The 25265-nt window shown below is 73.0% G+C and carries 20 protein-coding genes; 6 read left to right on the top strand and 14 right to left on the bottom strand.

Going from position 1 to position 25265, the window contains the following annotated elements:
* Nucleotides 1-1430, top strand: a 1430-nt coding sequence (locus ACFY3L_RS20870) for a bis-aminopropyl spermidine synthase family protein (protein WP_389326224.1), incomplete at its 5' end; no start/stop codon positions are given.
* Here the strand turns inward: ACFY3L_RS20870 and ACFY3L_RS20865 are convergent.
* A complete protein-coding gene (locus ACFY3L_RS20865; protein ID WP_389326221.1) occupies nt 1419-2120 on the bottom strand; it encodes a TetR/AcrR family transcriptional regulator in 702 nt (233 codons plus the stop codon). The two genes, ACFY3L_RS20870 and ACFY3L_RS20865, sit on opposite strands and share 12 nt — an antisense overlap.
* Nucleotides 2121-2224: 104 nt before the next feature.
* On the opposite strand from ACFY3L_RS20865, the gene ACFY3L_RS20860 reads away from it, so the two are divergent.
* Nucleotides 2225-4465, top strand: coding sequence for a glycoside hydrolase family 3 C-terminal domain-containing protein (locus ACFY3L_RS20860; RefSeq protein ID WP_389326218.1), 2241 nt, complete (start codon nt 2225-2227; stop codon nt 4463-4465).
* Here the strand turns inward: ACFY3L_RS20860 and ACFY3L_RS20855 are convergent.
* The 3 genes from ACFY3L_RS20855 to ACFY3L_RS20845 all read right to left on the bottom strand — a co-directional run bounded on the left by ACFY3L_RS20855 (nt 4458) and on the right by ACFY3L_RS20845 (nt 10192).
* Nucleotides 4458-4886 (bottom strand): protein phosphatase, encoded by a 429-nt coding sequence (locus tag ACFY3L_RS20855; protein WP_389326215.1) that lies wholly within the window; start codon nt 4884-4886, stop codon nt 4458-4460. The genes ACFY3L_RS20860 and ACFY3L_RS20855 overlap by 8 nt on opposite strands.
* A 38-nt stretch (nt 4887-4924) precedes the next feature.
* On the bottom strand, nt 4925-8497 hold the full coding sequence (locus tag ACFY3L_RS20850) for a protein kinase (protein ID WP_389326212.1): 3573 nt from the start codon (nt 8495-8497) through the stop codon (nt 4925-4927).
* 1092 nt (nt 8498-9589) lie between these two features.
* Complete coding sequence (locus tag ACFY3L_RS20845) at nt 9590-10192, bottom strand: TetR/AcrR family transcriptional regulator (protein ID WP_389326209.1); 603 nt, start codon at nt 10190-10192, stop codon at nt 9590-9592.
* Nucleotides 10193-10292: 100 nt separating this feature from the next.
* Here ACFY3L_RS20845 and ACFY3L_RS20840 point away from each other — a divergent pair, with 100 nt between their 5' ends.
* Together ACFY3L_RS20840 and ACFY3L_RS20835 are read left to right on the top strand one after the other, a co-directional pair.
* Nucleotides 10293-10874: a dihydrofolate reductase family protein gene (locus ACFY3L_RS20840; protein ID WP_389326206.1), complete on the top strand. Its 582-nt coding sequence runs from the start codon at nt 10293-10295 to the stop codon at nt 10872-10874.
* Nucleotides 10871-11896: a GNAT family N-acetyltransferase gene (locus tag ACFY3L_RS20835; RefSeq protein ID WP_389326203.1), complete on the top strand. Its 1026-nt coding sequence runs from the start codon at nt 10871-10873 to the stop codon at nt 11894-11896. Before ACFY3L_RS20840 ends, ACFY3L_RS20835 begins: the two co-directional genes overlap by 4 nt.
* Before the next feature lie 2465 nt (nt 11897-14361).
* Here ACFY3L_RS20835 and egtD read toward each other — a convergent pair.
* From egtD to ACFY3L_RS20785, 10 genes are all read right to left on the bottom strand, one after another.
* Nucleotides 14362-15333 (bottom strand): L-histidine N(alpha)-methyltransferase, encoded by a 972-nt coding sequence (gene egtD, locus ACFY3L_RS20830; RefSeq protein ID WP_389327339.1) that lies wholly within the window; start codon nt 15331-15333, stop codon nt 14362-14364.
* Nucleotides 15334-15335: 2 nt separating this feature from the next.
* Nucleotides 15336-16076, bottom strand: a complete 741-nt coding sequence (egtC, locus tag ACFY3L_RS20825; RefSeq protein WP_389326200.1) for an ergothioneine biosynthesis protein EgtC — start codon at nt 16074-16076, stop codon at nt 15336-15338.
* Nucleotides 16076-17404, bottom strand: coding sequence for an ergothioneine biosynthesis protein EgtB (gene egtB / locus ACFY3L_RS20820; RefSeq protein WP_389326197.1), 1329 nt, complete (start codon nt 17402-17404; stop codon nt 16076-16078). The genes egtC and egtB overlap by 1 nt, the downstream gene beginning before the upstream one ends.
* Nucleotides 17405-17527: 123 nt before the next feature.
* Complete coding sequence (locus ACFY3L_RS20815) at nt 17528-18730, bottom strand: glutamate-cysteine ligase family protein (RefSeq protein ID WP_389326194.1); 1203 nt, start codon at nt 18728-18730, stop codon at nt 17528-17530.
* 149 nt (nt 18731-18879) lie between these two features.
* A complete protein-coding gene (locus ACFY3L_RS20810) occupies nt 18880-19563 on the bottom strand; it encodes a TetR family transcriptional regulator (RefSeq protein WP_389326191.1) in 684 nt (227 codons plus the stop codon).
* Complete coding sequence (locus ACFY3L_RS20805) at nt 19541-19930, bottom strand: thiol-disulfide oxidoreductase DCC family protein (RefSeq protein WP_389326188.1); 390 nt, start codon at nt 19928-19930, stop codon at nt 19541-19543. Before ACFY3L_RS20805 ends, ACFY3L_RS20810 begins: the two co-directional genes overlap by 23 nt.
* Complete coding sequence (locus ACFY3L_RS20800; RefSeq protein WP_389326184.1) at nt 19927-20457, bottom strand: hypothetical protein; 531 nt, start codon at nt 20455-20457, stop codon at nt 19927-19929. Before ACFY3L_RS20800 ends, ACFY3L_RS20805 begins: the two co-directional genes overlap by 4 nt.
* Before the next feature lie 74 nt (nt 20458-20531).
* Nucleotides 20532-21659: a hypothetical protein gene (locus tag ACFY3L_RS20795; RefSeq protein ID WP_389326181.1), complete on the bottom strand. Its 1128-nt coding sequence runs from the start codon at nt 21657-21659 to the stop codon at nt 20532-20534.
* On the bottom strand, nt 21652-22146 hold the full coding sequence (locus tag ACFY3L_RS20790; RefSeq protein ID WP_389326178.1) for an RNA polymerase sigma factor: 495 nt from the start codon (nt 22144-22146) through the stop codon (nt 21652-21654). The genes ACFY3L_RS20795 and ACFY3L_RS20790 overlap by 8 nt, the downstream gene beginning before the upstream one ends.
* A gap of 40 nt (nt 22147-22186) precedes the next feature.
* Nucleotides 22187-22624, bottom strand: a complete 438-nt coding sequence (locus ACFY3L_RS20785; protein WP_389326175.1) for a DUF3307 domain-containing protein — start codon at nt 22622-22624, stop codon at nt 22187-22189.
* 838 nt (nt 22625-23462) lie between these two features.
* Between ACFY3L_RS20785 and ACFY3L_RS20780 the strand changes: the two genes are divergently transcribed.
* Nucleotides 23463-23939, top strand: a complete 477-nt coding sequence (locus ACFY3L_RS20780) for a sigma factor-like helix-turn-helix DNA-binding protein (RefSeq protein WP_389326172.1) — start codon at nt 23463-23465, stop codon at nt 23937-23939.
* A gap of 2 nt (nt 23940-23941) precedes the next feature.
* Nucleotides 23942-25102, top strand: a complete 1161-nt coding sequence (locus ACFY3L_RS20775; RefSeq protein WP_389326169.1) for a hypothetical protein — start codon at nt 23942-23944, stop codon at nt 25100-25102.
* Nucleotides 25103-25265: the final 163 nt, after the last annotated feature.

Genomic DNA, 25265 nt, shown 5'->3' with positions numbered 1-25265 from the left:
AGCGATCTGGGCAGGTGCCCGGCCGGGTCGAGCCGTCCGAGCCGTCCGAGCCGTCCCGGCAGGTCGAGCCGTCCGGGCGGGTCGAGCAGGTCGGGCAGGTCGAGCCTGGCGCATCGGGCATCTCGGACGCGGACCTGCTCGCCGACATGGCCCGGCTCATCGCCGAGGTCCCCACCGACCGCGCTCTCGACCACGTGTCCGCAACGGCAGAAACCGCGGCGAAACGGGCGCGGTGGCTGGACGAGACGTTCGACCTGGCCGGCGCCCACCTCGTCTGCGTCGGCGATCATGACCTCACCTCGCTCGCGGTCCTCGCGGTCAGGTCCGACGTGCGCGTCACGGTGGTGGACGTCGACGAGCGGCTGCTGGAATTCATCGCGGGGCGGGCGGCCGAGCGGGGGTACGCCGTCGAGTGCTGGCACGCGGATCTGCGGTTCGGCCTGCCCCCGGTCGTCGCCGAGTCCGCGGATCTCGTCTTCACCGACCCGCCGTACACGCCGGAGGGTGTGCAGCTGTTCCTCGGGCGCGGCGCGCAGGCGCTGCGGGACCGGGCCAACGGGCGGCTGGTCATGGCCTACGGCTTCAGCCCGCTCACGCCGGCGCTCGGGGTGAAGGTGCAGCGGGCGGTGCTCGACCTGGACCTGGCCGTCGAAGCGATCCTACCGGCGTTCAACCGGTACCACGGCGCGCAGGCCGTCGGGTCCGCGAGCGACCTCTACGTGTGCAGGCCGACGGCGCGGACCTGGCAGGTGCTGGAGAAGCGGCTGAGCGGGGCGGCCGTCAACATGTACACCCACGGTGAGCACTCACTGGAGGGCGAGACAGTCGGGCGCGGGCCTGCGGAGCTGCTGGCGGCGCCGGTGCGGTCGGTGCCGGACCAGGTCGACCTCACAGGCGATCCAGGCCCATGGCTCTTGCGGGTGCTGCTGGCGCTCAATGTCTCTTCCCTGAGCTTACAGGTCCCCAACAAATCACCAGACCTCATCGATGCGAAGAGTCAGGCCTCGCTACGCGCAGTCGTCGCCGCCAAGTACACGCTGCGATACCGTCGTAGCACGCCGTCTCCGCGGCTCGCGATCGTCGAGGCGACAGCTGTGCGTGACGGGTCGCGCACGGCGGTGGGATGGTTGCTCGGGCACGCGCACGGAAAGCTGGGCAATGTGCTTCGGGAAGGGCTCGTCCGGGAGCACGGCCTGACGAAGAACGAAGCCAGGGCGAAGGTCGCGGAGCTCGTCCCTCAGGCGTGGCTCGAGGCCCGGCTGCTGGACCTGCCCCGCTACGCGATCGCGGCCCTCGTCCACGCCCTCACCCCCGAATCGCCGGAACGCCCCGAAACGCCGGAGCATCCCGAAACGCCGGAGCGCCCCGAGACGCCGGAGCATCCCGAGAAGCCGGAACACCCCGAGCCCAGGAGCTCGTCAGGCGGGTAGTAGGCCGTCGGCCGTCGCGGCCCAGAGCTGGACCAGGTCGGAGCCGGGGGAGCGCAGCCACTGCAGCTGCACCCCGTCCATCAGTGCGATGATCCGCCGTGCCGTCGTCTCGGGCGGGACGGTGGCGTCGGCGGTCTTCGCCAGGGCGGTGATCTCGTCCAGGATGCGCTGCTGCCGCGCGACGAAGTAGTCGTGCGCGGGGTGGTCAGGGGTGAGCGACTCCGCCTGGAGCACCGCGAACAACCGCACGATCTCCGGCTGCGAAGCGTTGCGCCGCACCACGGCCGCGCACACCTCCCGCAGCGTCGCCCCCGAAGCGCCGGTGAGACCCGATGCGCCGGCGGAGCACGCAGCGCCCACCGAAGGCGTAGCACCCGCCGAAGGCGTAGCGCCGGTCGAAGACGTTGCGCCTTCGGAACCCGAGACGTCGGTGGCACCCGAAGCGCCGGTGAGCAGGGAGTCCAGGGCTCGGGCGTCCTCGGCGTCGCGGTGTTCGAGGATCGCGATGAGCAGACCGTCCTTCGAGCCGACGTGGTGCAGCAGGCCCGGCACCGTCAGGCCGCAGGCGGTCGCGACGTCCTGCATCGACAGGCCCCAGAAGCCGCGCTCCGCCACCAGACGCGTGGCGGCGGTGAGGATCTGCCGGCGTCGTTCGGCCGCGGGCAGGCGGGTCCGGTCGTGCCGTGCCATCCCAGTCGCTTCCTCTTGTCGCATCGAGCCCCGTAGCGCTACCTTACCGGGTACCTATTACTTTACAAGTACTCAGTAGTGCGAGACGTGGGAGACGAGACGCCATGGACCTCGAGGAGAAGGCCGCCGTCACCAGCGGCAGCAGCTTCTGGCGCAGCACCGCCGTCACCGGCGTGCCGGACATCATGCTGACCGACGGCCCGCACGGGGTCAGGAAGGCGGCGCCGGGAGGCGGCATCCTCGACAGCGAGCCGGCCACGTGCTTCCCGCCCGCCGTCGCGCTCGGCTCGACCTGGGACGCGCAGCTGGCCAGAAGGGTCGGCGAGGCGCTCGGCGACGAGGCTCGCGCGATGGACGTCCAGGTCCTGCTCGGCCCGGGCATCAACCTGAAGCGCAGCCCGCTCGGCGGCCGCAACTTCGAGTACTTCGCCGAGGACCCGCTGCTGACCGGCATCCTCGCCACCGAATGGGTCAAGGGTCTGCAGAGCCGCGGCGTCGGCGCCTCGCTGAAGCACTTCGCGGTCAACAGCCAGGAGACCGACCGCATGCGTGTCTCCGCCGACGTCGACGAGCGCACGCTGCGCGAGATCTACCTGCGCGCGTTCCAGCGGGTGGTCACGCAGGCCAAGCCGTGGACGGTCATGTGCGCCTACAACCGCGTCAACGGTGTCCTCGCCTCCCAGCACCACTGGCTGCTCACCGAGGTGCTGCGCGGCGAGTGGGGCTACGAAGGGCTCGTCGTGTCCGACTGGGGCGCCGTCGCCGACCGGGTCGAGGCGGTCCGCGCCGGCCTCGACCTCACCATGCCCGGCCCCGACCCCGAGGGCGACCGCCGGCTCGTGGAGGCGGTCCGCAGTGGCCACCTGCCCGAGTCGACGCTGGACACCGCCGTGTCGCGGGTCTCCGCATTGGTACGAGCAGCGCTCGCCGCCCGTGCCGGCAAGCCCGAAGCCGCCGGTGCCGACAAGGCCGAAGCCGCCGGTACGGACAGGGCCGAAGCCGCCCGTACCGCCGCCGCCTATGACAAGGACGAGCACCACGCGCTCGCCCGTGAGGTGGCCGGGCGCGGCATCGTCCTGCTCAAGAACGACGGCGGCGTGCTGCCGCTCGGACGGCGCGAGGGCACGATCGCGGTGCTGGGCGAGTTCGCGCGGACGCCCCGCTTCCAGGGCGGCGGCAGCTCACAGATCAACCCCACCAGGCTCGACAACGCTCTCGACGAGATCACCGCCCTGGCCGAGGGGCCCGTCACGTTCGCACCCGGCTACGACGACGTCGACGCCGCGGTCGCCCTGGCCCGGGACGCGGCCGTCGCGCTCGTCTTCGCCGGCACCGAACGCGAGACCGAAGGCGCCGACCGCGAGTCGATCGACCTGCCGGCCGCGCACGTCGAGCTGATCGAACGGGTCGCCGCCGCCAACCCGCGCACCGTCGTCGTGCTCTCCAACGGCGCCGTCCTGCGCACCGGCCCGTGGGACGCGGCGGTGCCCGCCATCGTCGAGGGCTGGCTGCTCGGCCAGGCCGGTGGCGGAGCGATCGCCGACGTGCTGTTCGGCCGGGTCAACCCGTCGGGCCGGCTCACCGAGACGATCCCGCTGCACCTCGCCGACCACCCGTCCCACCTGGACTTCCCCGGCGAGGCCGGACACGTCCGCTACGGCGAGGGCATCCACATCGGGTACCGCGGCTTCGACGCCCGGGGGCAGCAGGTCGCGTACCCGTTCGGCCACGGCCTGTCCTACACCACGTTCGCCTACGGCCCGGCGACCGTCACCGCCACCGACGGCGGGCTGAACGTGCGGCTCAGCGTCACGAACACCGGCGACCGCGACGGCCGCGAGGTCGTGCAGGCGTACGTCTCCCTCGCCGATTCACGGGTCCGCCGCGCACCGAGGGAGCTCAAGGCGTTCGCCAGCGTGGCGATCGCCGCCGGCGAGACCGTCGAGGTGGACCTGCCGATCGCCCGCGACGACCTCGCCTACTGGGACGTCCGGCTGTCCCGCTGGGTGGTCGAGGGCGGCACGTACCAGGTGGAGATCGGCGCCTCGTCGCGCGACCTGCGCGTCTCCGCCACGGCCACCGTCACCGGCGACGACGCCCGGGTGCCGCTGACCGGCGAGTCGACGATCGCCGAATGGCTCAGCGACCCGCGGGGCGCCCAGGCGCTCGGCGAGGTGTTCGCGGCCCTGGCCGGCAGCGGCGAGGCGGGCGTGATGGCGAACACCGCCGCCGACCCGGAGATGCTGACGCTGATGGGGAGCCTGCCGCTGGCGCGCCTGTCGGTGTTCGCCGGAGAGGCGTTCAGCCCCGCGGCCATCGAGAAGCTGTCCGCGTCGGTCAATTGAACCGCTTCACGAACCCGCGCTGCCACGGCGTCTCGACGGCGTGACGGGAGTAGTGCCGGCGGACGTACGCGACGGCCTCGCCCGCCGGCACGCCGTCCAGCACCGCCAGGCACGCGAGGGCGGTCCCGGTCCTGCCGCGACCGCCCCCGCAGCCGAACTCGACCCTGCCCGTGCGGGCCTCCACCAGCGCCTCGGCGAGGGCTGCCCGCAGCTCGTCGCGGTCCTTCGGCAGGCCGAAGTCGGGCCAGCGCACCCAGCGGGCCGGCCAGCTCGTCGCCGCCGGCTCGCGGCCGAGCGCGTACACGCCGAGCGTCGGCACAGGCCCGTCCGGGACCGGCTTGGACAGCGGCCGCCCCCGGACGGTCAACCCCGACGGCAGCCGCAGCAAGCCCGGCGTGTCCGCCGGCCACAAGTCGCTCATGTCCCCCCATTCGCAACGCAGCCGCGGCGGCCGGCGCCTCAGACCTTCGGGCGGAAGCTGGCGAACACCAGGTCGAGATCCGGCCGGGCCGCGGCCCAGTCGGCGTCGGTGGTCTGCCAGTAGAAGCCGTACGCCTGCTTCGGCGACGTCACCACACCACGGTTGTTGACGTGCTGGCGCGTGCCGTTCTTCGCGAACGTGAACTCCCAGTCCGCCGCCGTCACGAAGTACTGCACCGGCTGGATGTGGATCTCAACGTATCCGGGGAAGTCGCCGCCCGCCACCCGCGAGTCCCGCTGCGTCTGCCAGTCCCGCACCGGGTCCGACTTCGGCTTGTCGGTCTGGTCGATGCCCAGCACCCGCCCGTTGCCGCGGAAGTACACCATCGTGCCTTCCTTGCTCTGCCGCCAGCCCGCCGGCACGTACACCGAGAACCCCGACGGATCGTGGTAGTCGACCCACCCGGCGGGCAGCGGCGGCAACTGCCCCGCCCCGTTCCCTCCACCGGCGGGCGAAGAGGGCGCGGCCGGCGACGGCGCACCCCCCGCGGGCTCGCTCGACGGCACCGCACTCGGCGACCCGGCCGGCGCGCTCGTCCCCCCGCCCGTCGCCGTCACGGTCGCCCCCGCATCCGCCGAACTCGCCGGCGCCGCGGTCCGGTTGCTGTCGTCCCCACCCGACCGCAGCACCAGCCACGCCGCCAGCACGACGATCACGAGCCCTCCCGCGACCGCCGCAAGGACCTTGGTTCGCGGTTTCGCGTCGGTACGGGCACCGCCCCCAACTGATGGCACAGCCGTAGCCACCACAACCGGCGGCCGCTTGCCTTCCGCGTTGGACGTGCCGGCCGGTGCGTCGGCCCGCGCGATCTTCCCGCCGCCCGCCGCTCCGGCCTCGCGCCGCGCCGCCTTGCCGGCGAGCCCCTGGACCTCGGGCTCGTCGCGGAGCCGCTTGGTCTCGGACTCCGCCGCGACTTCCGGCTCCGCGTGGACTCGCGCGGTCTCCGGCTCTGCGTGAGTTCGCTCGGTCTGCGGCTCCGCGTGGACTCGCTCGGTCCGCAGGTCCGCCACGACCTCGGGCTCCGCCACGATGTCCGGCTCCGCCACGACTTCCGGCTCCGCCACGACGTGCTCGGTCGTGGGTTCCGGCACGACCTCCGGCTCGGCCTCTACGCGCTCAGGCTCGGGCGCCACCACGACGTGGTTCGCCTCGGGTTCCGCCGCGACTTCCGGCTCCGCCTCGACGCGCTCGGTTGTGGGCTCCGCCTCCACGCGCTCAGCCTCGGGCTCCGCCACGGCCGCGAACGCAGCCTCCGGCTCGGCACGCGGTGCAGCCGCATCTTCGGGCTCCGGCGACGACCCGGCGTGCAGCCCAGCCACATGCTCGGGTTCCGGCTCTGTCGCGGGGTCGAGCTCAGCCTCCGCCGCCGGTGCGATCGCAGACTCCGGCTCCGGCTGAACCTCAGCTTCCGGCTCAGGTTCCTCCGCCGCGACCGCAGCCTCCGGTGCCGCCTGCGACGCTGAGACGGGCTCAAGGCCGGCCTCTTCTGCGCCCCCGTCGCGCAGGCCGGCCGCGCTCACCGGTTCCGGCAGAGGCTCACCTTCCGGCTCGGTCGCGGACTCGGTCGCAGCCGCCGATGCCCCGGCAGTCGCAGGCTCCGGCTGAAGCTCAGACTCCGCCTCCGCCTCCGCCTCGGTCGCCTGGTCTGCCTCCGGCTCGGCCTCGGTCTCCTCCGCGGGCGCGAGCACAGCCTCCTCCGCGAGCACAGCCTCCGGCTCGGCCTCCTCCGCGGGCGCAGCCTCCGGCTCGGCCTCGGACTCTTCCGCAGGCGCGAGCACAGTCTCCGGCTCGACCTCGGCGTGCGGCTCGAGTTCCGGGTCCGCTGCAGCCTCAGTCTCCGTGGCCGGGTCGATGGCCGGCGCCGCCAAGAGGTCGTCCGCGGCAGCCCGCGAACCGTCCGTTGCCGCTTCCTGTCGTGGGGCAGGCACGGAAGCCGCCGGCTCGTCCAGCACGGGATCGAGGTCGGCGGGCGCTGGCGGTACCGACGCGAACTCCGCCGCTGGAGCGGGTGCCGGCACTGGAATCGGCGGCTGCACCACCGTCGGCGGGTCCAGCCGGGTGCGGGGCTGCACGACCGTCGGCGGCTCCAGGGCGGGGCGCTGTGCGGGGACCGGCGTGACGGGCGGTGCTGCGGTCGGAGCGGGCGCCGGCGTTGAACGGCCCCAGCCGCTCAGCCAGGACCGGCGGCGGCGCTCGGTGGGCGCGGCGAGGACGGCGCGGAGGCGCTCCTCGGTCTCGGCGAACCCGGCCCGTGCCCGCGGGTCCTTGCGCAGCAACCCACGCAGCGCCGGCGCGAGCGCCCCGGCCCGCTGCGGTGGGTCGAGCTCGTCCGACGCGAGCGCCATCAGCGTCTCCATGGCGGACCCGCGCCCGTACGGCGAACGCCCCTCCACCGCCGCGTACAGCGTCGCCCCCAGCGACCACAGGTCTCCCGCGGCGCCCGCTGTGCCGTCCCGGGCGCGCTCGGGGGCGATGTACTCCGGCGAACCGAGCACCAGCCCGGTGCGCGTGACGTGGCCGTCGCCCTCGATCCGCGCGATGCCGAAGTCGGTGAGCACGACCCGGCCGTCGTCGCCGAGCAGGACGTTGCCCGGCTTGATGTCCCGGTGGTGTACGCCGACGCGGTGCGCCGCCTGCAGCGCGGCGAGCACGGCGAGGCCGATCTCGGCGACCCGCCGCGGGGGGAGCGGCCCGTCGGCACGCAGCGTCTGGTCGAGCGACCGCGACGGCACGTACTCCATGACGAGCCACGGCTGCCCGTCGAACGCGAGCACGTCGTACACGCGGACCACATTCGGATGGGTGAGCCTCGCGGCCGCCCGCGCCTCGCGCAACGTCCGCTCCATCGCGACGTCCCGCGCGTTGTCGAGCAGCTCCGGCGGCAGGATGATCTGCTTCACGGCGACGTCCCGCCCGAGCGTCTCATCCCGGGCCCGCCACACCCTGCCCATTCCGCCCGCCCCAAGTGGTTCAAAAAGGCGATATCGGTCGGCGACGAGGGAGGGCGCGGCGGTCATGCACAAAGGTGTACCCGATCGCTCACCCAAGCACGCAATCGGCACACCGCGCGGCACCCGGACCGTCGCGAGGATCACCACTCTCACCCGCGTGCAACCCGCCGCCGTCGCCGCGGCAACCCGTCGCCCCCGTCGCGCCCAACCCCGCCCGAACTGCTGACAACCGGCCCGCAACCGATCACCTACCGTTATTGACGGAACGGTTTGTACGGCTCGGAGGGATTTGTGCACCAGAACGTTTCGCACCTCGGCAGCACGGCGGGGACCCTGTTCCTCGTCTGCTACGTGATCGCCGGTCTCATCACCGCCGCAGCCGGTTTCCTGCCCGGCAACGCGTCCCGGCTCCGCCTCGTGTGCGTCACTTTCGGCCTCGCGCTCGCCGGTTGGTCGGCCAAGGTCCTCTTCACCGGCGGCCCGATGCTCATCGGCCTGGCCGTCCTGCTCGCCCCGCTGTCGCTGACGGTGACCGCGATCATCGGCGCGTGCCGCGCGTACAGCCGTCGCCGCACCCCGACCCGCCTCTCCGGGCCGCACCCGGCAGCCGCCAGGACGTACACCGAGCTCAATTCCCCGTTCCCGACCATGGCCCCTGTCCCCGTTCACGCACCTTGGCCTTCCACTCACCTTTTCCCGGCCGACCCTGACCTGTCCTCACCCGGCGCACACGGCGCTCCGTCCGTGCCCGCCTCGGCGCGCCGGCGCCGTCGCTCGACGCCCACCGCCCAGCCGCGATTCCACGGGAACGCGATCGCTCCACCGCCCGCGTTCCCGACACCGCCCCGGTTCGCGCCGCAGCCGCTGCACAACGTCCCCGCCCCGCGTCCCGCCCTGGACGACCGCATCACCGCCCGCTCCCGGACCTCCGCGAACCACCTCCAACCGTCGCCGTCACACTCCTCTCACTCGGTTCCCGCGCCCTCACCGTCCCGGGCGGAGCCTTTCGCTTCGCAGCAGCCGTCAAGCACGCCGGAATGGGCCCGCGCCCACGCCTGGACAGGCGATCAGCCCATCGCGAACGATCGGACGGGCGACCGGCCCGTCGCACACTCCTCGACGGGCGACCGGCTCTTTGCGCATGACCGGACGGGCGACCAGCCCGTCGCGCACTCCTGGACGGGCGACCAGCCTGTCGCGCACTCCTGGGCGGGTGACCGGACTGTCGCGCATGACCGGACGAGCGACCGGCCCGTCGCGCACTCCTGGGCGAGCGACCAGCCCGTCGCGCATGACCGGACGGGCGACCGGCCCGTCGCGCACTCCTGGACGGTCGATCAGCCCGTTGCGCATGCCTGGACCGACTCGTCGCCGTCACGGCATTCGCCCCGGCGGCTGCGGGGTGTCGTACAGTCGCAAAACCTGGACACGACGACATCCGCGCCCACGGCCGAGCCCCCGGTGCGGATGGCGCTCGCCCCCGTGACCGATCCGTCGCTGCCGCGGCCCTCCTCGACCCGTGCGCGTCACCGCGCGGCCGGAACGTCCGCCCGACCCCGCCCGACCTCCGACGAGGGCAACGACTGGTAGTCGCTGCTCATCGACCGGCGCGACGTTGGCGTCACGACCTTTCGCCTGGCCGTTGCCGCACCTGACGGCCGCCGCACTGCTCCGCGCGCCCCGGCTGCTGCCTCAACCCTGGTCGACCACCTCCGCCTCGGCAGGCGGCGGGAACATGCGGTCGACCAGGCTGTCGACGAGCGCCTCCACTCCGTGCGGCCGCAGCACCTCGGGCACGGTGAGGTCGTCGACGATCAGGCCGAGCATGCCCAGATAGAGCAGCAGCACCGAACCGCTGTCACCGGGCAGGCCCGCGTCGACGTGGAACGCGACATTCGCCTCCAGATCCGCCGTGAAGAACCTGGTCAGCATCGTGTCGAGCTCGGGCCGGCGGGTCGCCTCCAGCCGTAACTCCAGCAGGGCGAGGTGGCTGCTGCGCTCCCGGCGGGTCCTGTCGAGCAGCTGGTGCATGAGCTTCTTCACGAGATCGCGGGACGGTGTCGCGCGCATCGTCTCGGCAAGCTCCACCGGGTCGGGCGTGAGTCGCTCACGCACCCGGACCATGAGCTGCTCCAGCAGGTCGGCGCGGTTGCTGAAGTAGTTGGACGTCGTGCCGGTCGGCACCTCTGCCCGCTGGTCCACCGCGCGCAGCGTCAGCCCGCGCGACCCCTCGTCGGCAAGGACCTCGATCGCGGCGTCGAGCAGGGCGGTCCGTCTGGCGGGGTTCTGACGCATCGCTGAGTCCTTCCATGCGGTCTGGTTGACACCACTGCAAGTACAGTACTACATTCAAACCACTTCATCCACAGTACATCAAACGAAGTGAGTGGTGGACATGCGAAAGCTGACCTACCTGGTTGCCGTCACGCTCGACGGCTTCATCGCAGGCCCCGACGGACAGTTCGACTTCTTCGGGTTCGAGGACGACTCGGCGGCGGCGATCCTCGCCGCGTGGCCCGAGACCATGCCCACGCACGCCCGGGTGCCGCTCGGCTTGGAAGGCGTGCCCAACAAGCGGTTCGGCACGGTCGTGATGGGCCGTGGCACCTATGAGCCCGGCCTCGCGATCGGCATCACCAGCCCCTATCGACATCTGGAGCAGTTCGTCTTCTCCAGGACGCTCACCGACGTCGACCCGACGGTCACGTTCCTGGGCGGAGACACCGATCCCGCCGAGTTCGTCCGTGACCTGAAGCGGCGCGAAGGGCTCGACATCTGGCTGTGCGGCGGCGGCGCGCTGGCCTCGCAGCTGGTCGGCGAGATCGACGAGCTGATCCTCAAGGTCAATCCGGTCGCGATCGGCTCCGGCGTGCCGCTGTTCGCCGCGCCGTTCAAGCCCATGCCGTTCCGGCTGGCCGGCACGCGCACGTTCGACACCGGTGTCGCGTTCATGACGTACGAGCGGGTGACGCCATGATCCGAGCCGCGACACCCGGCGACATCGACCGGGTCGCCGCTGTCGTCGTCGACGAGCCGGTCGGCTGGATCAGCGCCGAGCGCTTCCGGGCCGATCTCGCCGCGCACATGTACCGGCCGGAGTGGACCTGGATCGCCGAGCGCGACGGCCAGATCATCGCCAGGGCATTGTGGTGGGGACTGGCCAATGACACCCATCCGGTCGCGCTCGACTGTCTCAGCGTCGATCCGTCGGTGCCAGACCGCGCAGCGCTTGCGGCGGAGCTGCTCGGCGCGGGGATGTCGGCGCTGGGCGCGCCGGTGGCGCCGCAGTTCACCGTGTCGGTGGCCGCGGGCTGGCGGGACGACCCCGCGACGACGGCGGCCGTCGGCTGGCGGCGGGACGCGGCAGTCGCCGCCGGGCTGACCGACGAGGTGGAGCGGCTGCGGTTCGAGTGGACACCCGGGCCGGTCGGTCCCTCCGCCTCGGAGGGGGGTGACGTCGGGACGGTGACCGTCGGGAAGGGTGACCGTCTGGTGTTCAAGGAGGCGAGCGACGAGGAGTTCCTGCACGCGTTCCGCCGGGTCGCGTCAGGCAGCCTCGACGCGCAGACGCGGCGCACCGTCGCCGCCGATGGCGTCGATGCCGCCGCACGCGCCGAGATGAACTTCTGTCTCGGGTGCCCTGGGGACCGTTCGTGGTGGCGGATCGCCACGACCGCCGACGGGGTGCTGGTGGGGCTGGCGGTGCCGTCGGCGACGCCGTATCACCGCAATGTGGGGTATCTCGGCGTTGTGCCCGAGATGCGAGGCCGCGGCTATGTCGATGACATCCTCGGCGAGATCACGCGCCTCCATGCCGCCGACGGCGCGCAGGTCATCACCGCGACCACCGACGCGGCCAACACGCCGATGGCGGCCGCGTTCGTCCGGGCCGGGTATCGCACCACCGAGATCAGGATCGTGTATTCAGCGCCAGTGGCGGGCGAGGCGTCCAGCTTACCGCCTTCGGCCGGTGAGACCGACGGCCCACCGGCGCGGTGACGCTGCTTGACCGCAGGCCGCCTGCGGACTGACGTCGCGCGGACTGCAGTCGCGGGCCGGTGCTGGTCGACGCCCGTCCGGTGGTGCGCGCCGAGCGTCTGTGGGTCGCACCGGCCGAGTGTCTGCGGACGGTGCCTGCCGGCACCTTGTGGGCTGCGCCTGTCCCGGGTGGTCTGTGGGCTGCGCCCTGCCGAGGTGCGCCTGGCCACGTGTCTGCGGGTTCCGCCAGGCAGGGAGTGTCTGCGGGTTGCGCCAGGCAGGGGGTTTCTGGGGGCTGCGCCCGGCCGAGGTCTGTCGGCTGCGCCTGGTGGCGTCTGTGGGCTGCGCCTCGCCTGGGTTGTCTGCAGGGCCTCGGCCGCGGGTGGGGTGCCTGTAAGGCCGCGGCCGAGGCCGCGGGCGGGGTGTCTGCTGGGTCATTGCCCTCGGCGGCTGCGGGCGGCGGGTCACTGCCTGCGTTGCCAGGTCCGTGGGTGCCAGGTGCGGCGAAGCCGCTCGCGGCGGCACCAGGTCCGGCGGTGTGTGCCGCGCCGCTGAGGGTGGCACGACGGCGAATGCGTTGAGTGAAGCTGGCGCATGTGGTGCTCCTGTCGATGGTGGCGGGGGCAGCCGGCGGCGAGTACGTGCGCGAACCGGGGCGACCGCTCCGACGCGTCGGAGTGGCTGTTGAGGAGGGGACGAGCGTGCCGTACGTGGGAAGGCCCAGCACCCGTGACAGCAGTCGCAGTGTGCGGCGGGCCGGTTCGGTCACCGCGGTCTGGCAGCCGAGGGGCCGGACCGCCAATGGATGGCCTGCGGTGGTCCGGTCCGCGCCGAGATCGCCACCGACCTGCGGCGGAGTGTTGCCGTCGCCGGGCTGCCAGAAGGTGAGGCAACGCGCGTGGCTTCGGCCGCCGGGGTCGGTGAACGGCTGATGGTCGAGGTCAGGCGCGGGCCGGCCGATCAGGCCGACGGTGCGAGGCGGCTGGGGCCTGCCCACGGTGGGAACCTCGGGGCGATCGCGCTCGTGAGGACGGTGGTGTGCGGCAGGTGATGGTTCATCATGCGGTGCTCCCGTTGGCAGTTGCAGGGGAAGGGACACGGCCGGCGATCAGGAACCAGGCGCCCGGGTTACGGGGCCACCGATGGTGGTGAGGCTCGCTTGTCTGGCGTCGCAGTGTGCCGGGGAAGCGAGGTCGAGCCACGTCGTGACCGGGGACGTCGCCGGGTCGGTGGAGCGGACCGGCGGGAAGACGGCGAGTTGGGCGGGGGCGCCTCGTTGTTCGAGGAGCTCGGCGCATGGCCGGCGTCGCGGTTGCCGGCCTGCGGGTCGGGGTGCCGGGCCAGGACACGACGGATTGGCACTCGTATGCGGCACCCGTGAAGCCGGTGGAGACCGGGGTGGGGCGCAGTGAAGGAGGGATGCGGTCGATGAAGGCGGTTGCCAGGTAGGCGGTGCCGGTGCGGCGGAGTTCGGGCCACGCGGGGCCGAGGGCCGACCCGTCGGTGTCGCGGTCGGGAGCGCTGAAGCAGTCGTCGACCTCGACGTCAGCCCGGGCGAACTCCTTGGCGGCCGAGTATGGGGCACGAGCCAGGTCTACGCCGATCAGGCGGGCGGAGTCGACGCCGTGCTCGACGGGTTCGCCGGTCCAGAAGGCGCAGCGGGTCACACCGTCGATCGGGCCGAGCAACGCCGGCGTGCCGACGAAGACGGTCCGTGTGGGGGGCGATGCGGTCATGCCCGGAAGCATGGGGCGGCCCGCTGAAACGGCGCTGAAGTCGCGCTGAGCAGCCGGACCCGAGCAGCCGGACCCGAGCAGCCGGACCCGAGCAGCCGGACCCGAGCAGCCGGACCCGAGCAGCCGGACCCGAGCGCCCGGGCCTGAGCAGCCGGAGCTGAGCAGCCGGAGCTGAGCAGCGCACCTGAGGATGGACAGGCGGGCGACGCGGGCGGGATGACGACGGGCAGAGCAGCCTCGGCACATCGGCGAGACAACGCCGCGCCGAGCGTGGTGGCGGGACCGCTGGGTTGGATGGCTGGCGGCTGGTCGTAGTGGTGTCGGGGCCGCTGGGTTCGGCGGTTGGCGGCTGGTTGGAAGTGGTCTTGGGGTCATGGGGGAGGAGTAGTGGCGGGGCGGTTCGGGGGAGTGGGGGCGTGGCTGCGGTGGCCAGGGCGGCGACCGCGACACGGGAGGGCTGCGCCGCGGCCGTGGGACAGGAGACAACGCCGAAGTGGCCGCGGGCAGGAGGGCTGCGCCGCGGTCGTGGGGCAGGAGACAAACGCCGAAGCGGCCGCGGGTAGAAGACCAGCGCCGCCGCGGCCGCGGGGTAGGAGAGCTACGCCGCCGCGGCCGCGCGGCCAGAAGGCCGATGCCGCCGCGGCCGTGGGTAGGAGAGCCATGCCGGCGCGGCCGCGGGGGCAGAAGGACCAACGCCGCCGTGGCCGTGGGGTAGGAGAGTTGCGCCGAGGCGGCCGTGGGGGAGGAGGGCTACGTGGCGGTGGCCAGGGTCAGGGCGAACCGTTCCGCGCGGTCGGTCCACCAGTGGCGGACGGTGAAGCCGGCCTCGGCGAGTTCGGCGGTCAGGCCGGCCTGGCGGAACTTGGCGGAGACCTCGGTGCGGAGTTCCTCGCCGGCGGTGAAGGTGACCGTCAGGTCGAGGGCGGCGACGTGGACCTGCTGCGCGGTGGTGGAGCGCAGGCGCATCTCGATCCACTCGTTGACGGGGTCCCAGAGGGCGACGTGCTCGAAGGCGGCGACATCGAAATCAGCGTCGAGGGTGCGGTTGAGGACGTGCAGGACGTTGCGGTTGAACTCGGCGGTGACGCCGGCAGCGTCGTCGTAGGCGGGGACGAGGATGGAGGGGGACTTCACGAGGTCGGCGCCGAGCAGGAACCACTCGCCGGGGTTGAGGCGGGCGCGGAGCGCGGCGAGGAAGGGGGCGCGTTCGGCGGGGGTGAAGTTGCCGATCGTGCCGCCGAGGAAGGCGACCAGGCGGTCGCCGGTGTCAGGCAGGGTCTCCAGGTGGTGGACGAAGTCGGCGACGATGCCGTGGATGTGCAGGTCGGGGTATGCGGTCCGGAGCACGCCCACGGCGTCGCGGAGGGCGGCGGCCGACACGTCGAGCGGGGCGAAGGAGCCCAGTGTCCCGGCGTCGCGCAGCGCGTCGAGCAGCAGGCGGGTCTTCTCCGAGGAGCCCGAGCCGAGCTCGACGAGGGTCTTCGCGCCGGTGATGCGGGCGATCGACGAGGCCCGGTCGGCGAGGATCGAGCGTTCGGCGCGGGTCGGGTAGTACTCGGGCAGGCGGGTGATCTGCTCGAACAGCTCGCTGCCGCGGGCGTCGTAGAAGTACTTCGGCGGGAGGGTCTTCGGGGTTGCGGTGAGGCCGGCCCGGGCGTCGGCGCGCAGGGCGGCGGTGAGGTCGGTGTCGAGCAGGTACACGTCGAGGTCGGGATCCGGCAGTGTCACGAGAACGCACCTTCCGATATGTGTACCGCGGACGAGTCCGCGACGAGCAGGGAGAAGTCGGGGACGGAGCGCCAGCCGGGGTCGTCGTCCAGGGGTTCGGACGCGACCAGCACCCCGCCGGAGGGGTCGGCGCGGACCGACAGCGCATGGCCGTACGCGGACGCGGCGATGGAGCGGCCGTCGGTGAGCAGCAGGTTGAGCCGGGAGCCGGGTGCCGCGGCCGCCACCGAGGTGACGACCGAGGACACCGCGTCACCGAGCGGGGAGCCGGCCCGCAGGCGCGCCCGTACGAGGGCCCACAGCAGCGCGCTGTCGGTCGGAGCGTCCAGGGTGATCAGGTCGCGGACCGGCAGCTCGGACGCGAGCGTGACGACGCTGTCGGGCCATCCGGCGACGCGCCCGTTGTGGCTGAACAGCCACGAGCCGGAGGAGAACGGCGCCGCCGCGGACTCGGTGACCGGCATGCCGACCGTGGCGGAGCGCACCGCGGCCAGCACCGCGCCCGACGACGTCGCCGCAGTCAGCGCGGGCAGCGACGGGTCGGTCCACAGCGGACGGGCGGACCGGTACACCACCGGTCCGGGAAACCAGCCCAGCCCGAAGCCGTCGGCGTTGATGGTGCCGCCGCCACGCATGTCGCGGGGCGCCCACGACTGGTGCGACAGGCCGTGCGGCGCGTCGAAGAGCAGGCGCGACAGCGCGATCGGCGGCCCCACGTACGCCAGGTGACGGCACACTAGGCGGACCCCGACGGCGAAGAAGACGACGAAGACGACGACGAAGAGGACCGGGCCGTGCGGAAGCCGCTGAAGATCTGGCGGCGGATCGGGTGGTCCCAGTTGCGGAACGTGCCCCGGCAGGCGGCCCGGTCGGTGCCGAACGACCCGCCGCGCAGCATCTTGTAGTCGCCGCCGAAGAACACCTCGGAGTACTCGCGGTACGGGAAGGCGCTGAAGCCCGGGTAGGGGTGGAAGCCGCTGTCGACCCACTCCCACACGTCGCCGATGAGCTGGTGGACGCCGAGCGGCGACGCGCCGTCCGGGTATGCGCCGACGGGTGCCGGCTGCAGGTGCCGCTGCCCCAGGTTGGCGTGGCGCGGCGACGGGTCGTCGTCGCCCCAGGGGTACCGGCGGGAACGGCCCGTCGCGGGGTCGAACCTGGCCGCCTTCTCCCACTCCGCCTCGGTGGGCAGGCGCCGGCCCGCCCAGGCGGCGTACGCCGCGGCCTCGTGGAAGCAGACGTGGACCACCGGCGCGTCCGGCACGATCGGAGCTGTCCGGCCGAAGGTGGTGGCGTACCAGTCGCCGCCGTCCCGCCTCCAGTGCAGCGGAGCCCGCAGATCGGCCGAGACGCGGTGCTGCCAGCCCACCGTGGTCCAGAAGCGCGCGTCGTCGTAGCCGCCGGCGTCGATGAACGCCGCGTACTGGGCGTTCGTGACGGGGGCGGCGTCGATCCAGAACGCGGGCAGGTCGACGCGGTGCGCGGGGCGTTCGTTGTCCAGGGCCCACGGCTCGGTCGAGGTGCCCATGTCGAACGCGCCCGCCGGCACGAGGACCTCGCCGCCGACGGCGACCACCGGCGACGGCGGCGGGTCGGCGGACAGCACCGGCGAACCCACCCGCAGCTGGTGGGTGGCGAGCATCGTCTCGTCGTGCTGCTGCTCGTGCTGCACGATCATCCCGAACGCGAACCCGTCCCGCAGCAGCGGCCGCGCCGGGTCGGAGGGCAGGCGGTCGACGACGTCGAGCACCTTGTCGCGGACGGTCGAGACGTACGCGCGGGCCTCCGCCGGGCCGAGCAGCGGCAGCTGCGGCCGGTCCCGCCGGGCGTGCTTGAACGCGTCGTAGAGGTGGTCGATGTCCTGCCGGACGGGCTCGCGGCCGCCGACGTCGCGGACGAGCCACAGCTCCTCCTGGTTGCCGATGTGCGCCAGGTCCCACACGAGCGGCGACATCAGCGGCGAGTGCTGCCGGACGAGGTCGGAGTCGTCGACGGCGTCGGTGAGGATCTCGGACCGCCGGCGGGTGCGTTCCAGCTCGGCGGCCACACGCTCGCGCAGGCTCATGCCGTCACCTCCGCCGCGCCCCGGCGACGGCCGGCCTCCGTCCCGTCCGGGCGACGGCCGGCCTCCACCCCGCCCGGGCGACGGCCGGTCTCCGCCGGGCTCCGGCGCTGGCCGGGCCGGGCGTTACGCTTCGAACCGCTCATGGCGGGTGCTCCCTTCGATGACGTCCAGCAGCAGGTCGCCGGGCAGGTCGAGCCGTGCCAGGGCCAGGTCGCGGACCGCGGTCGCGGCCCGGGCCAGGGCCGGATCGGCCATGCCCAGGCGGGCCGCGAGGGCCCACTCGCCGGCGACGGGCTCGCACAGCTCCCGCACCCGGTCGATGGTCGGCTCGTCGGCGAGCAGCGCGGTGAGGATCGCGGCCGGCGCGAACCAGTCGGGGCCCCGCAGCGTGTCGAGGTAGCGCACCTCGAGGTAGCCGCGCGGCCGTACCGGCGGGAAGAGCGTGCTCAGGTGGTAGTCGAGGTCCGCCCAGGTCGGCGGCGGGCCGAGGGCACCGTCGATCCAGTCCGCGAACGTGACCCCCGCCGGCGCGGTCCACGGCCCTTCGGCGCGCCGGACGCAGAGCAGCTGCGCGTCCAGCGCGTAGCGGGCCCAGTCGAGCGCCGCGTCGGAGCCGAGGGGGACCGGACGGGTCCTGGACGGGTCGATCGCCAGCCACGTGCGCATCCGCGCCGACGCCCAGCCGGTGTCGTGCCCGGCGTGGCGCCGCGAGTTGGCGAACAGGGCGATGAGCGGCGGCCCGAGGTCGTGCACCGCGGCCCAGCGCGACGGCGGGCCCGCGTCGAGGCAGACCTGCAGGCCCGCGGTGCTGCACATCATGGTCCGCCCGGCGCCGTTGCGGCGCGCGAATGCCGACGCCATCGCGTCGTACCGGGGAGTGGAGAGCATCCGCCGCGGTGGGCGGTGCGGGTCGATGCCGGTGCCGCCGAGCTCCAGCCCGGCGCGGGCGAGCCGCTCGGTGAGCTCCGCGAGATCGGCGCCGACGGCCTCATGGAGGTCCGTCAGGGAGCGTTGCGGGACGGTGGAGAGCTCCACCTGGCCACCCGGCTCGAGGGTGACGGCCGACCCGCGCCGCAGCGGCAGGTGTGCCGTGCCGGCGCGCAGGGCGGGGGGTGCGTGGTCGCCGAGCGCCTGACGCATCCGATCGGGATCGACATATGCCGTCGGATCGGCGCTGGCATGGACGGTGTACTCGAGCTCGACGCCGACCGTCTCCGGTGGTCCCGTCTTGAAGCAGATCGATGCAATGTAGCCCTCGGCCTGCTCAATGGCACAGATCACCGCATCGGAGTCGGCGGCCGTGCGGTCGATGCGCAAGGTCGCCATGCGAGCCGACGCTACCCGAGGATCCGGCCGTCGGCGAATGTTCATGTTGAACAAGTGGTTACCGATCCATTACGTACACGCGTTCGAACTGGGCGAAGGCCTGCTGGTCATGGACCGTAGATGTACCCGCCCGAGTGAACGCCGACACCTCAGCGCAGCAGCCGGTACAGGCTGAGCATCTCCCGCAGGACGGGCTTGAACATCCGGAACCGGGACATCCCGACCAGCCGGTCGATCAGCGGCGCGGACCGCTCGACCAGCAGCCGGGTCTTCTCCTGCCCGGGGGAGGTGTCGTGCACCCAGTACAGCGTGACACCCATCTGCGCGAGCCACAGCAGCTCCGGCAGCTCGGCCCGCAGCTCGGGGTCGATCTTCGTGGTGGCGCCCTCCACGACGGACCGGAACATCCGCACCGACCGCTCCCGTGCCGGCGCGGACTCGGCGCTGAACGGGCTCAGCGGCGAGCCCGGCTCGGCGGCCGTCTTGAAGAACGTGCCGGCGAACCCGTGATAGGGCGCCATCGTCTCCACGCCGGTGAGCATCGCGGCGCGCAGCCGGTCGACGAACGTCCCCGGCGCGGCCAGGATCTGCTCGCACGCCTCGGCGTGGGCGTCCTGGACCGTCGTGTAGAACGCCTGGACCAGGTGATCCTTGGACGGGAAGTAGTAGTACGCGTTGCCGACCGAGACACCCGCGGCCGTCGCGATCGCGCGCATCGTGGTCTTGTCGTAGCCCTGCTCGCCGAAGAGCCGGACCGCGGTGTCCACGATCAGCCGCCGGGTCTGCTCGCCCTTCGCGGTCGGCTCGCTGTCAGACGTCGCAGGTTCCACCACAGTCCGCACCATATCCTTGTGGCGTCGTTCCCCGGCGTACGGCGGCCGCCGCGGCCACCATCCGCCGCGCCGCCGGGCGCAGGTCTGGCCGGGCGAGGCGCGCCGCCAGCCCCCGATAGCCGTCCAGCGCCCACAGGCAGATGATCCAGGCCCCGTCACCGGTGTAGACGCCGCCGTCGTCGGCGACCACCGTGATGTCGGCCAGGGTCTCGGCCGGATCGAGCGCCGGATACCGGCGGCGCGCCTCTTCCGAACCCGCCGGCACGAACTCCAGCGGCACCAGCTGCGCCCGCGACGCGAGCCACGCCCGTGCCGTCCGGCACAGTCCGCAACCCGCGTCGTAGAGCACGGTGAGCTTCGTGATCATTGCGGCGGCAGCGGCTCGTCGTGCTGCGTTTCCTGCCGCGGTACGGCCTGCTGCGGCACGGGCTGCACGGTGGGCTTCGGATAGCCGTGCGGGGCGGCCGGACGCGGCGACATCCCGTACGGGGTCGGCGGCGGATACGGAGCGGGCATCATCCTGGCCGGCGGGACGGGCGGCGGCAGCTGGTCCAGCATCCGCCGGCGGCGGAACCGGCTCAGCACGAACAGGTTGAAGAAGTGCAGCCCGCCCAGGACGAGCAGCACCAGGCCCAGCTTCGACGCCAGGGCCTCCATCGCCGAGCTGCCGTCCGGCAGCTGCTGCCCGATCTTCAGCGCCACCGCCACGTAGCCGAGGTTGAGCAGGTAGAAGCCGACGACCAGCAGATGGTTGACCGACTTGGCGAGCCGCTCGTCGGTGAGCGCGTCGTCGAGGAACACCTGACCGTTCTTGAGCAGCGTCCGCGCCACCCAGACGGTGAGGACGACGCTCACCGCCAGGTAGACGAAGTACGTGCCGAGCTTGAGATCCATGACCGGGCCCCTTCTTGAACGTGTTCAACTCACGGTAGCCCTGTTCTTGAACGCGTTCAATTGTGGGTCCGGTCTCATGTGTAGCGGATCCAGGTGCCGCCGATCGTGCCCACCGTCGTCCGGTCGCCCTCCACGACGGCCACAGCACCGTCGTCGAGCACCTGCAGCGGCTCGTCGCCCACCGACCTGATCGGCACAGGGATCACCTCCGGGGCGTTCGCGGCGGTCCAGAGCCGCAGACCGTCCCGGCCGGACAGCAGCAGCAGGCGACCCCCGCCGATCGCGACCACGCTGGTGTCGTCCAGCGGCGGCACGGGCGGCTGCTCGACCGCCACGCCGTCCGCCAGCAGCGCCAGGGCGCCGGTCCGGGCGCCCGCGTACCAGACCTCGGTGCGGTCCGGAGCGGCCAGCAGCCGCGCGGGCTCCGCCGACTCCCGCACGTCCTTCCACGTCGTGCCGTCGGCCGAGTGGACCAGCAGCGTCGGACCCCCGAACTGCTGGATCATCGTGGCCCAGAGGGCGCCGCCGGCGGCGCGCACGACCATGTCCAGCCTCCAGCCGGCCCGGACGGGCACCGCGCCGATGTCTCCGACACCCTCCATCAGCAACCGGCCGGTGACACAGTCTTCGCGCGTCGATTCCACACAGGCCCTGATCGGGTCCGGCGAGTCCAGGGAACCCATCGGCGGGAACCGTGGCCCCATGGTCCAGGTGTCGCCGCCGTCGCCGGACACCCAGTAGATCCGCCCGCCGTCGGCCACGATGCCGCCCTCGCGCGTCCGGGCGATGGCCATCACCCGGCCGGCATCGTCCGGCAGCGTCCGGGGCCGCCAGGTGAGGCCGCCGTCGTCGGTGCTGCCCAGCCTCGGGTCGCACTTCCCGGCACTGTCGCAGTTGCGGAAGAGCACCCAGCCGTGCCGCCGGTCCCGGAAGACCACCTGGTGCGGCCCGGCGCCGCCGGCCAGCACCACCGGGCGCTCGACCAGGCGGAACCCGGTCGGCGGTGGGGGCCGGTCGCTCCAGGCGGTGCGCAGCGCCACCCCGCCGCCGGCCGTGAGCGCCCCCACGACGATCGCGGCCAGCCACACCCGCAGCCGGCGATGCCGGCGCCGCCGCGGCAGGGCGTCGAGCGGCAGCGGCCGGAAGGTCCCGGCGGCCTCCTCCGCGAACCGGGCGAACTCGTCCTGCACCGTGTCACGCATGCCATGCCTCCCGGTCGTCCAGTCGTGCTGCGAGGGCCGCGTGGCCGCGGCTCAGCCAGGACCGCACCGTGCCGTCGGCGACGCCCTCCTGTTCGGCGATCTCCGCCGTGGTCAGCTGGCCCAGATGCCGCAGGACCAGGGCGCGCCGCTGTACAGGCGGCAACGTCGCCAACGCCGCCAGCAGGACGACCCGGTCCGGCGACGGACCCTGCACCGGGTCGGGGACGCGCTGGCGCTGCAGGAAGCGCACCGCGTGCTGCAGCCGCCGGAGCCGGCTCGTCGCCAGGTTCCACGCGACGTGCCGCACCCACGCGGCCGGGTCGGCGTAGCCGGACACCGCCGGCCAGCGCTCCAGGGCACGGCAGAACGCCTCCTGGGTCAGGTCCTGCGCCTCCGCGTGGTCGCCGAGGTACGCGTAGAGCTGCACCGCGACCTTGGCGAACTGGCTGCGGTACAGCTCCGCGAAATCATCGGGTGGGGCTGGCATGCCGGTAACACGCTCGACCCCGCCCGGGTGTTGCACCGTTCTACAGGCCGGCGACGAGCAGCGCCGAGACCAGCAGCGACGCCTGGTGCAGGGCCTGGTCGGCGACGTACATGCCGCAGACCGGACTGGTCGTGTCGGCGAACTGCGGCGAGCCCGTCGCCCGCAGCACCGCCCGCACCGGCCAGCGCCGGTCCAGCAGGCCGTGGGTCAGGGCGGAGAACGCCACGCCGGCGGTGACACCGGCCGGTGACAGCGGCAGGTGCAGCGCCGCGCAGGTCAGCAGCAGCGCCGCGGTGATCGTCACGTGGTACGTCAGCAGATGCGCGGCGAGGGCCCGCCAGCCGGCCGCGCCGCGGGTCGCCTTGCGGGTCGCCTGCCGATCGGTCTGCGCCACATGATCACCGAGCGAGTGCCCGACGAGCAGGACCACGAGCGTCACGACGAAAACGACGGACCGGCTCAGCGTGTCATAGGACATGATGGAGGGGCTCCTCACGGGGAGCAGCGGGACGGTTCGGTCTTGGAGGATGGGACCGTCCCGCCGCATCGACATTGATGGAGCCGCCATCATCCGCCCGCTCCGCGCCCGAGTTCTACGTCGAACGTGGCAGAACACATGTGTCGTGAGTCGCGTGATCCACTCCCGCGCGGAGGTTCCCCGGCGGGCCCGACCAGTGGCATGGTGGACCCACGGCCGGGTCGTCAGTCCCGCTCCTCCAGATCGACGCCGCCGCGATCAGGGCGGTGAGTGCCACGCGGCACCGGTCGAACCAGTCTCCGAGTCGACTGTAGACGGTCGTGGCCGCGGCCAGTGAAACTCTGGCGTCGACTGCGACGCCCTCCGTGGTGTCGGCCTCGATGACCATCCGGCCGAACGCGTCGCTGACCGTGGCCCGGCCACTGCGGGCGACCCGCGCCACCGCGACGCCCGACTCCACACCTCGCAGTGTCGCCATACGGCTGGGCAACCAACCGTCACGGACGAAGTCCCACGCCGGAGCGAGCAGCGTCTGCACCCCGCCAGGCCGAGGTCGACCGCCGCCCGTGTCGGAGGCTGGAGCTGGTCAACCATCCGGACTTCGCCGACGGCGAATATCGCCTCGGGTAGCACGATGACAGCTGCCCCACGCCCGGCGAGCAGGCGCAGTACCGTACGGTCGCCGGACCGGCGGCGAGACGATCTACCGAACCGACGAGACAGCTCCTCGTGCCCGCAATCACCGCCATGCCCGGCGGCGACGCTGGAAGCGTTTCTGTAGAAGCTGTAGACCGACAGGGAACGGGCGGGGTGCCTCGCGCGTGTACCAATCGTGGCAGTGACCGTGCTCGTCAAAGATTTCGAGGGTTTCTACCGCGCGGAGGCCGACCGGCTCTACCGGGCGCTCGCGGTGACCCTCGGCGACCCGCAGCTCGCCCGCGAGGCCGCGGACGAGGCGATGGCGCGCGCCTACGCCCACTGGGACCGGGTGCGCGAGCGGGAAAATCCGGGCGGATGGGCGTTCCGGGTCGGACTGAACTGGGCCACCTCGTGGTGGCGCAAGATCCGCCGGGAGCGCCCGCTGCCCTTGTCGGCAGAGGACGACCCCGCCCCGCTCGACGATCCCGCGGGCCGGCACGCGCTCGCCGCCCTGCACCGCCTCGCCCTGCCCCAGCGCGCGGTCATCGTCTGCCGCATCCTGCTGGACCTGTCCACCGTGGAGACGGCTGCCGCGCTCGGCATCGCCGAGGGCACCGTCAAGAGTCGGCTGGCGCGCGGCCTCGCCGAGCTGCGCCGCGAGCTCAGTGAGGAGTAGCGATGAACGACGATGACCTGATCGCGACGGTGCGCCGGGCCGCCGGCGCGGTCCCCGCGAGCGCGCCGGATCTCGGCTCCGTCCAGCGCCGGCATCGCCGCCGCCGGTCGCGGCACGCGGTGGCCACCGGCGCCGCCGTGCTGGCGCTGCTGGCCGGCGCGAGCGCGGTGGCCGCACGGCTGACCCCCTCCACCGCGCCGGCGCCCGCCGCCTCGGCGCCTTCCGGGGCGCCGTCGCCGACGTCGACGGACGCCGCCGCGCCCCCCGTCCAGATCCACCGCCACGGCGACTCGGTCTTCACCGATGAGGCCGGCAAGGAGCTCGGTTTCCGGCTGCCCCACGGCCTCGTCACGCTGAGCGGCACCCGGATCAGCGCCGTCGACAAGCCGTCCGCGGTCGACGGCGTGCGCCAGTGGCTGCCGCTCCCCGGCGGCGGATACATCCTGCTCGGCAGTAAGGACCTCGCCCCCGGCACGCAGCGCACCGATGGCGTGAACGTCACCGACCTGGAGGTCCGCCTCGTCACGCTGGCCGCCGACGGCCACGTGACCATGTCGCGCAACGTGCGCATTCAGGGCAAGGACGTCGCCCTCGCCGGGGTCGGCGAGATCGGCGGGGCTGCCGTCGCGTACCTCGCCCGCACCCACGGCGGCATGGTCGCGCACAACCTCGCCACCGGCGCCGAGACCCGTCTGACCGCCCTGGACGCGGCCGTCGCCGACCCCGCGAACACCTATTCGGTACAGCACGGTGTCCTGCTCTCCGCATCGAGCGGGACCTGCCAGCTCCGGGCATGGGACCTGCGGGGCCGGGCACTCTGGACGCGCCCCGGCCAGCCCGCGACCGGCGACCGGTGTGCCTACGCGGACGAGGCCGCCGTCTCACCCGACGGCCGCCGGCTCGCGTTCCCGATCGTGTCCTACCCCGACCGGGACCGGGCCGTGACGAGGCTCGCGATCGTCGACCTGGCCCACGGCACCGTGCGCACCGCCGACATCTCGCAGGTCACCGCGGTCGGAAGCATGATCGTCGGGGCCGGCATCCTCGGCCTGGCCTGGTCCGGCGACGTGATCCACGTGGCCTGGCCGGCCCTCCCGCGGCCCGCGGACCGCGTCTACGAACTGTCCGAGGTCCTCAGCACCACCGACATCCCGAGCACCTGACGCGGCGCCGCGAGCGGGCGGCGACGCGCATCAACGGACCGAACCGGGCGGGAATCCCGTCCGGTTCGGTCAGCCGCCCGCTCTTCACGACCAGCGCCGGTGTGCCGTGGCATCAGGACACCAGCGCTGCCGTCGAGGGCCGCCACGCTGGGCCGGGTGCGCA

Origin of the sequence: Dactylosporangium sp. NPDC000521 (assembly GCF_042898305.1) — a bacterium.
Lineage (GTDB): Bacteria > Actinomycetota > Actinomycetes > Mycobacteriales > Micromonosporaceae > Dactylosporangium.
Note: the sequence above shows the minus strand (reverse complement) of the source record. Positions and strands in the feature narration are given on the sequence as shown.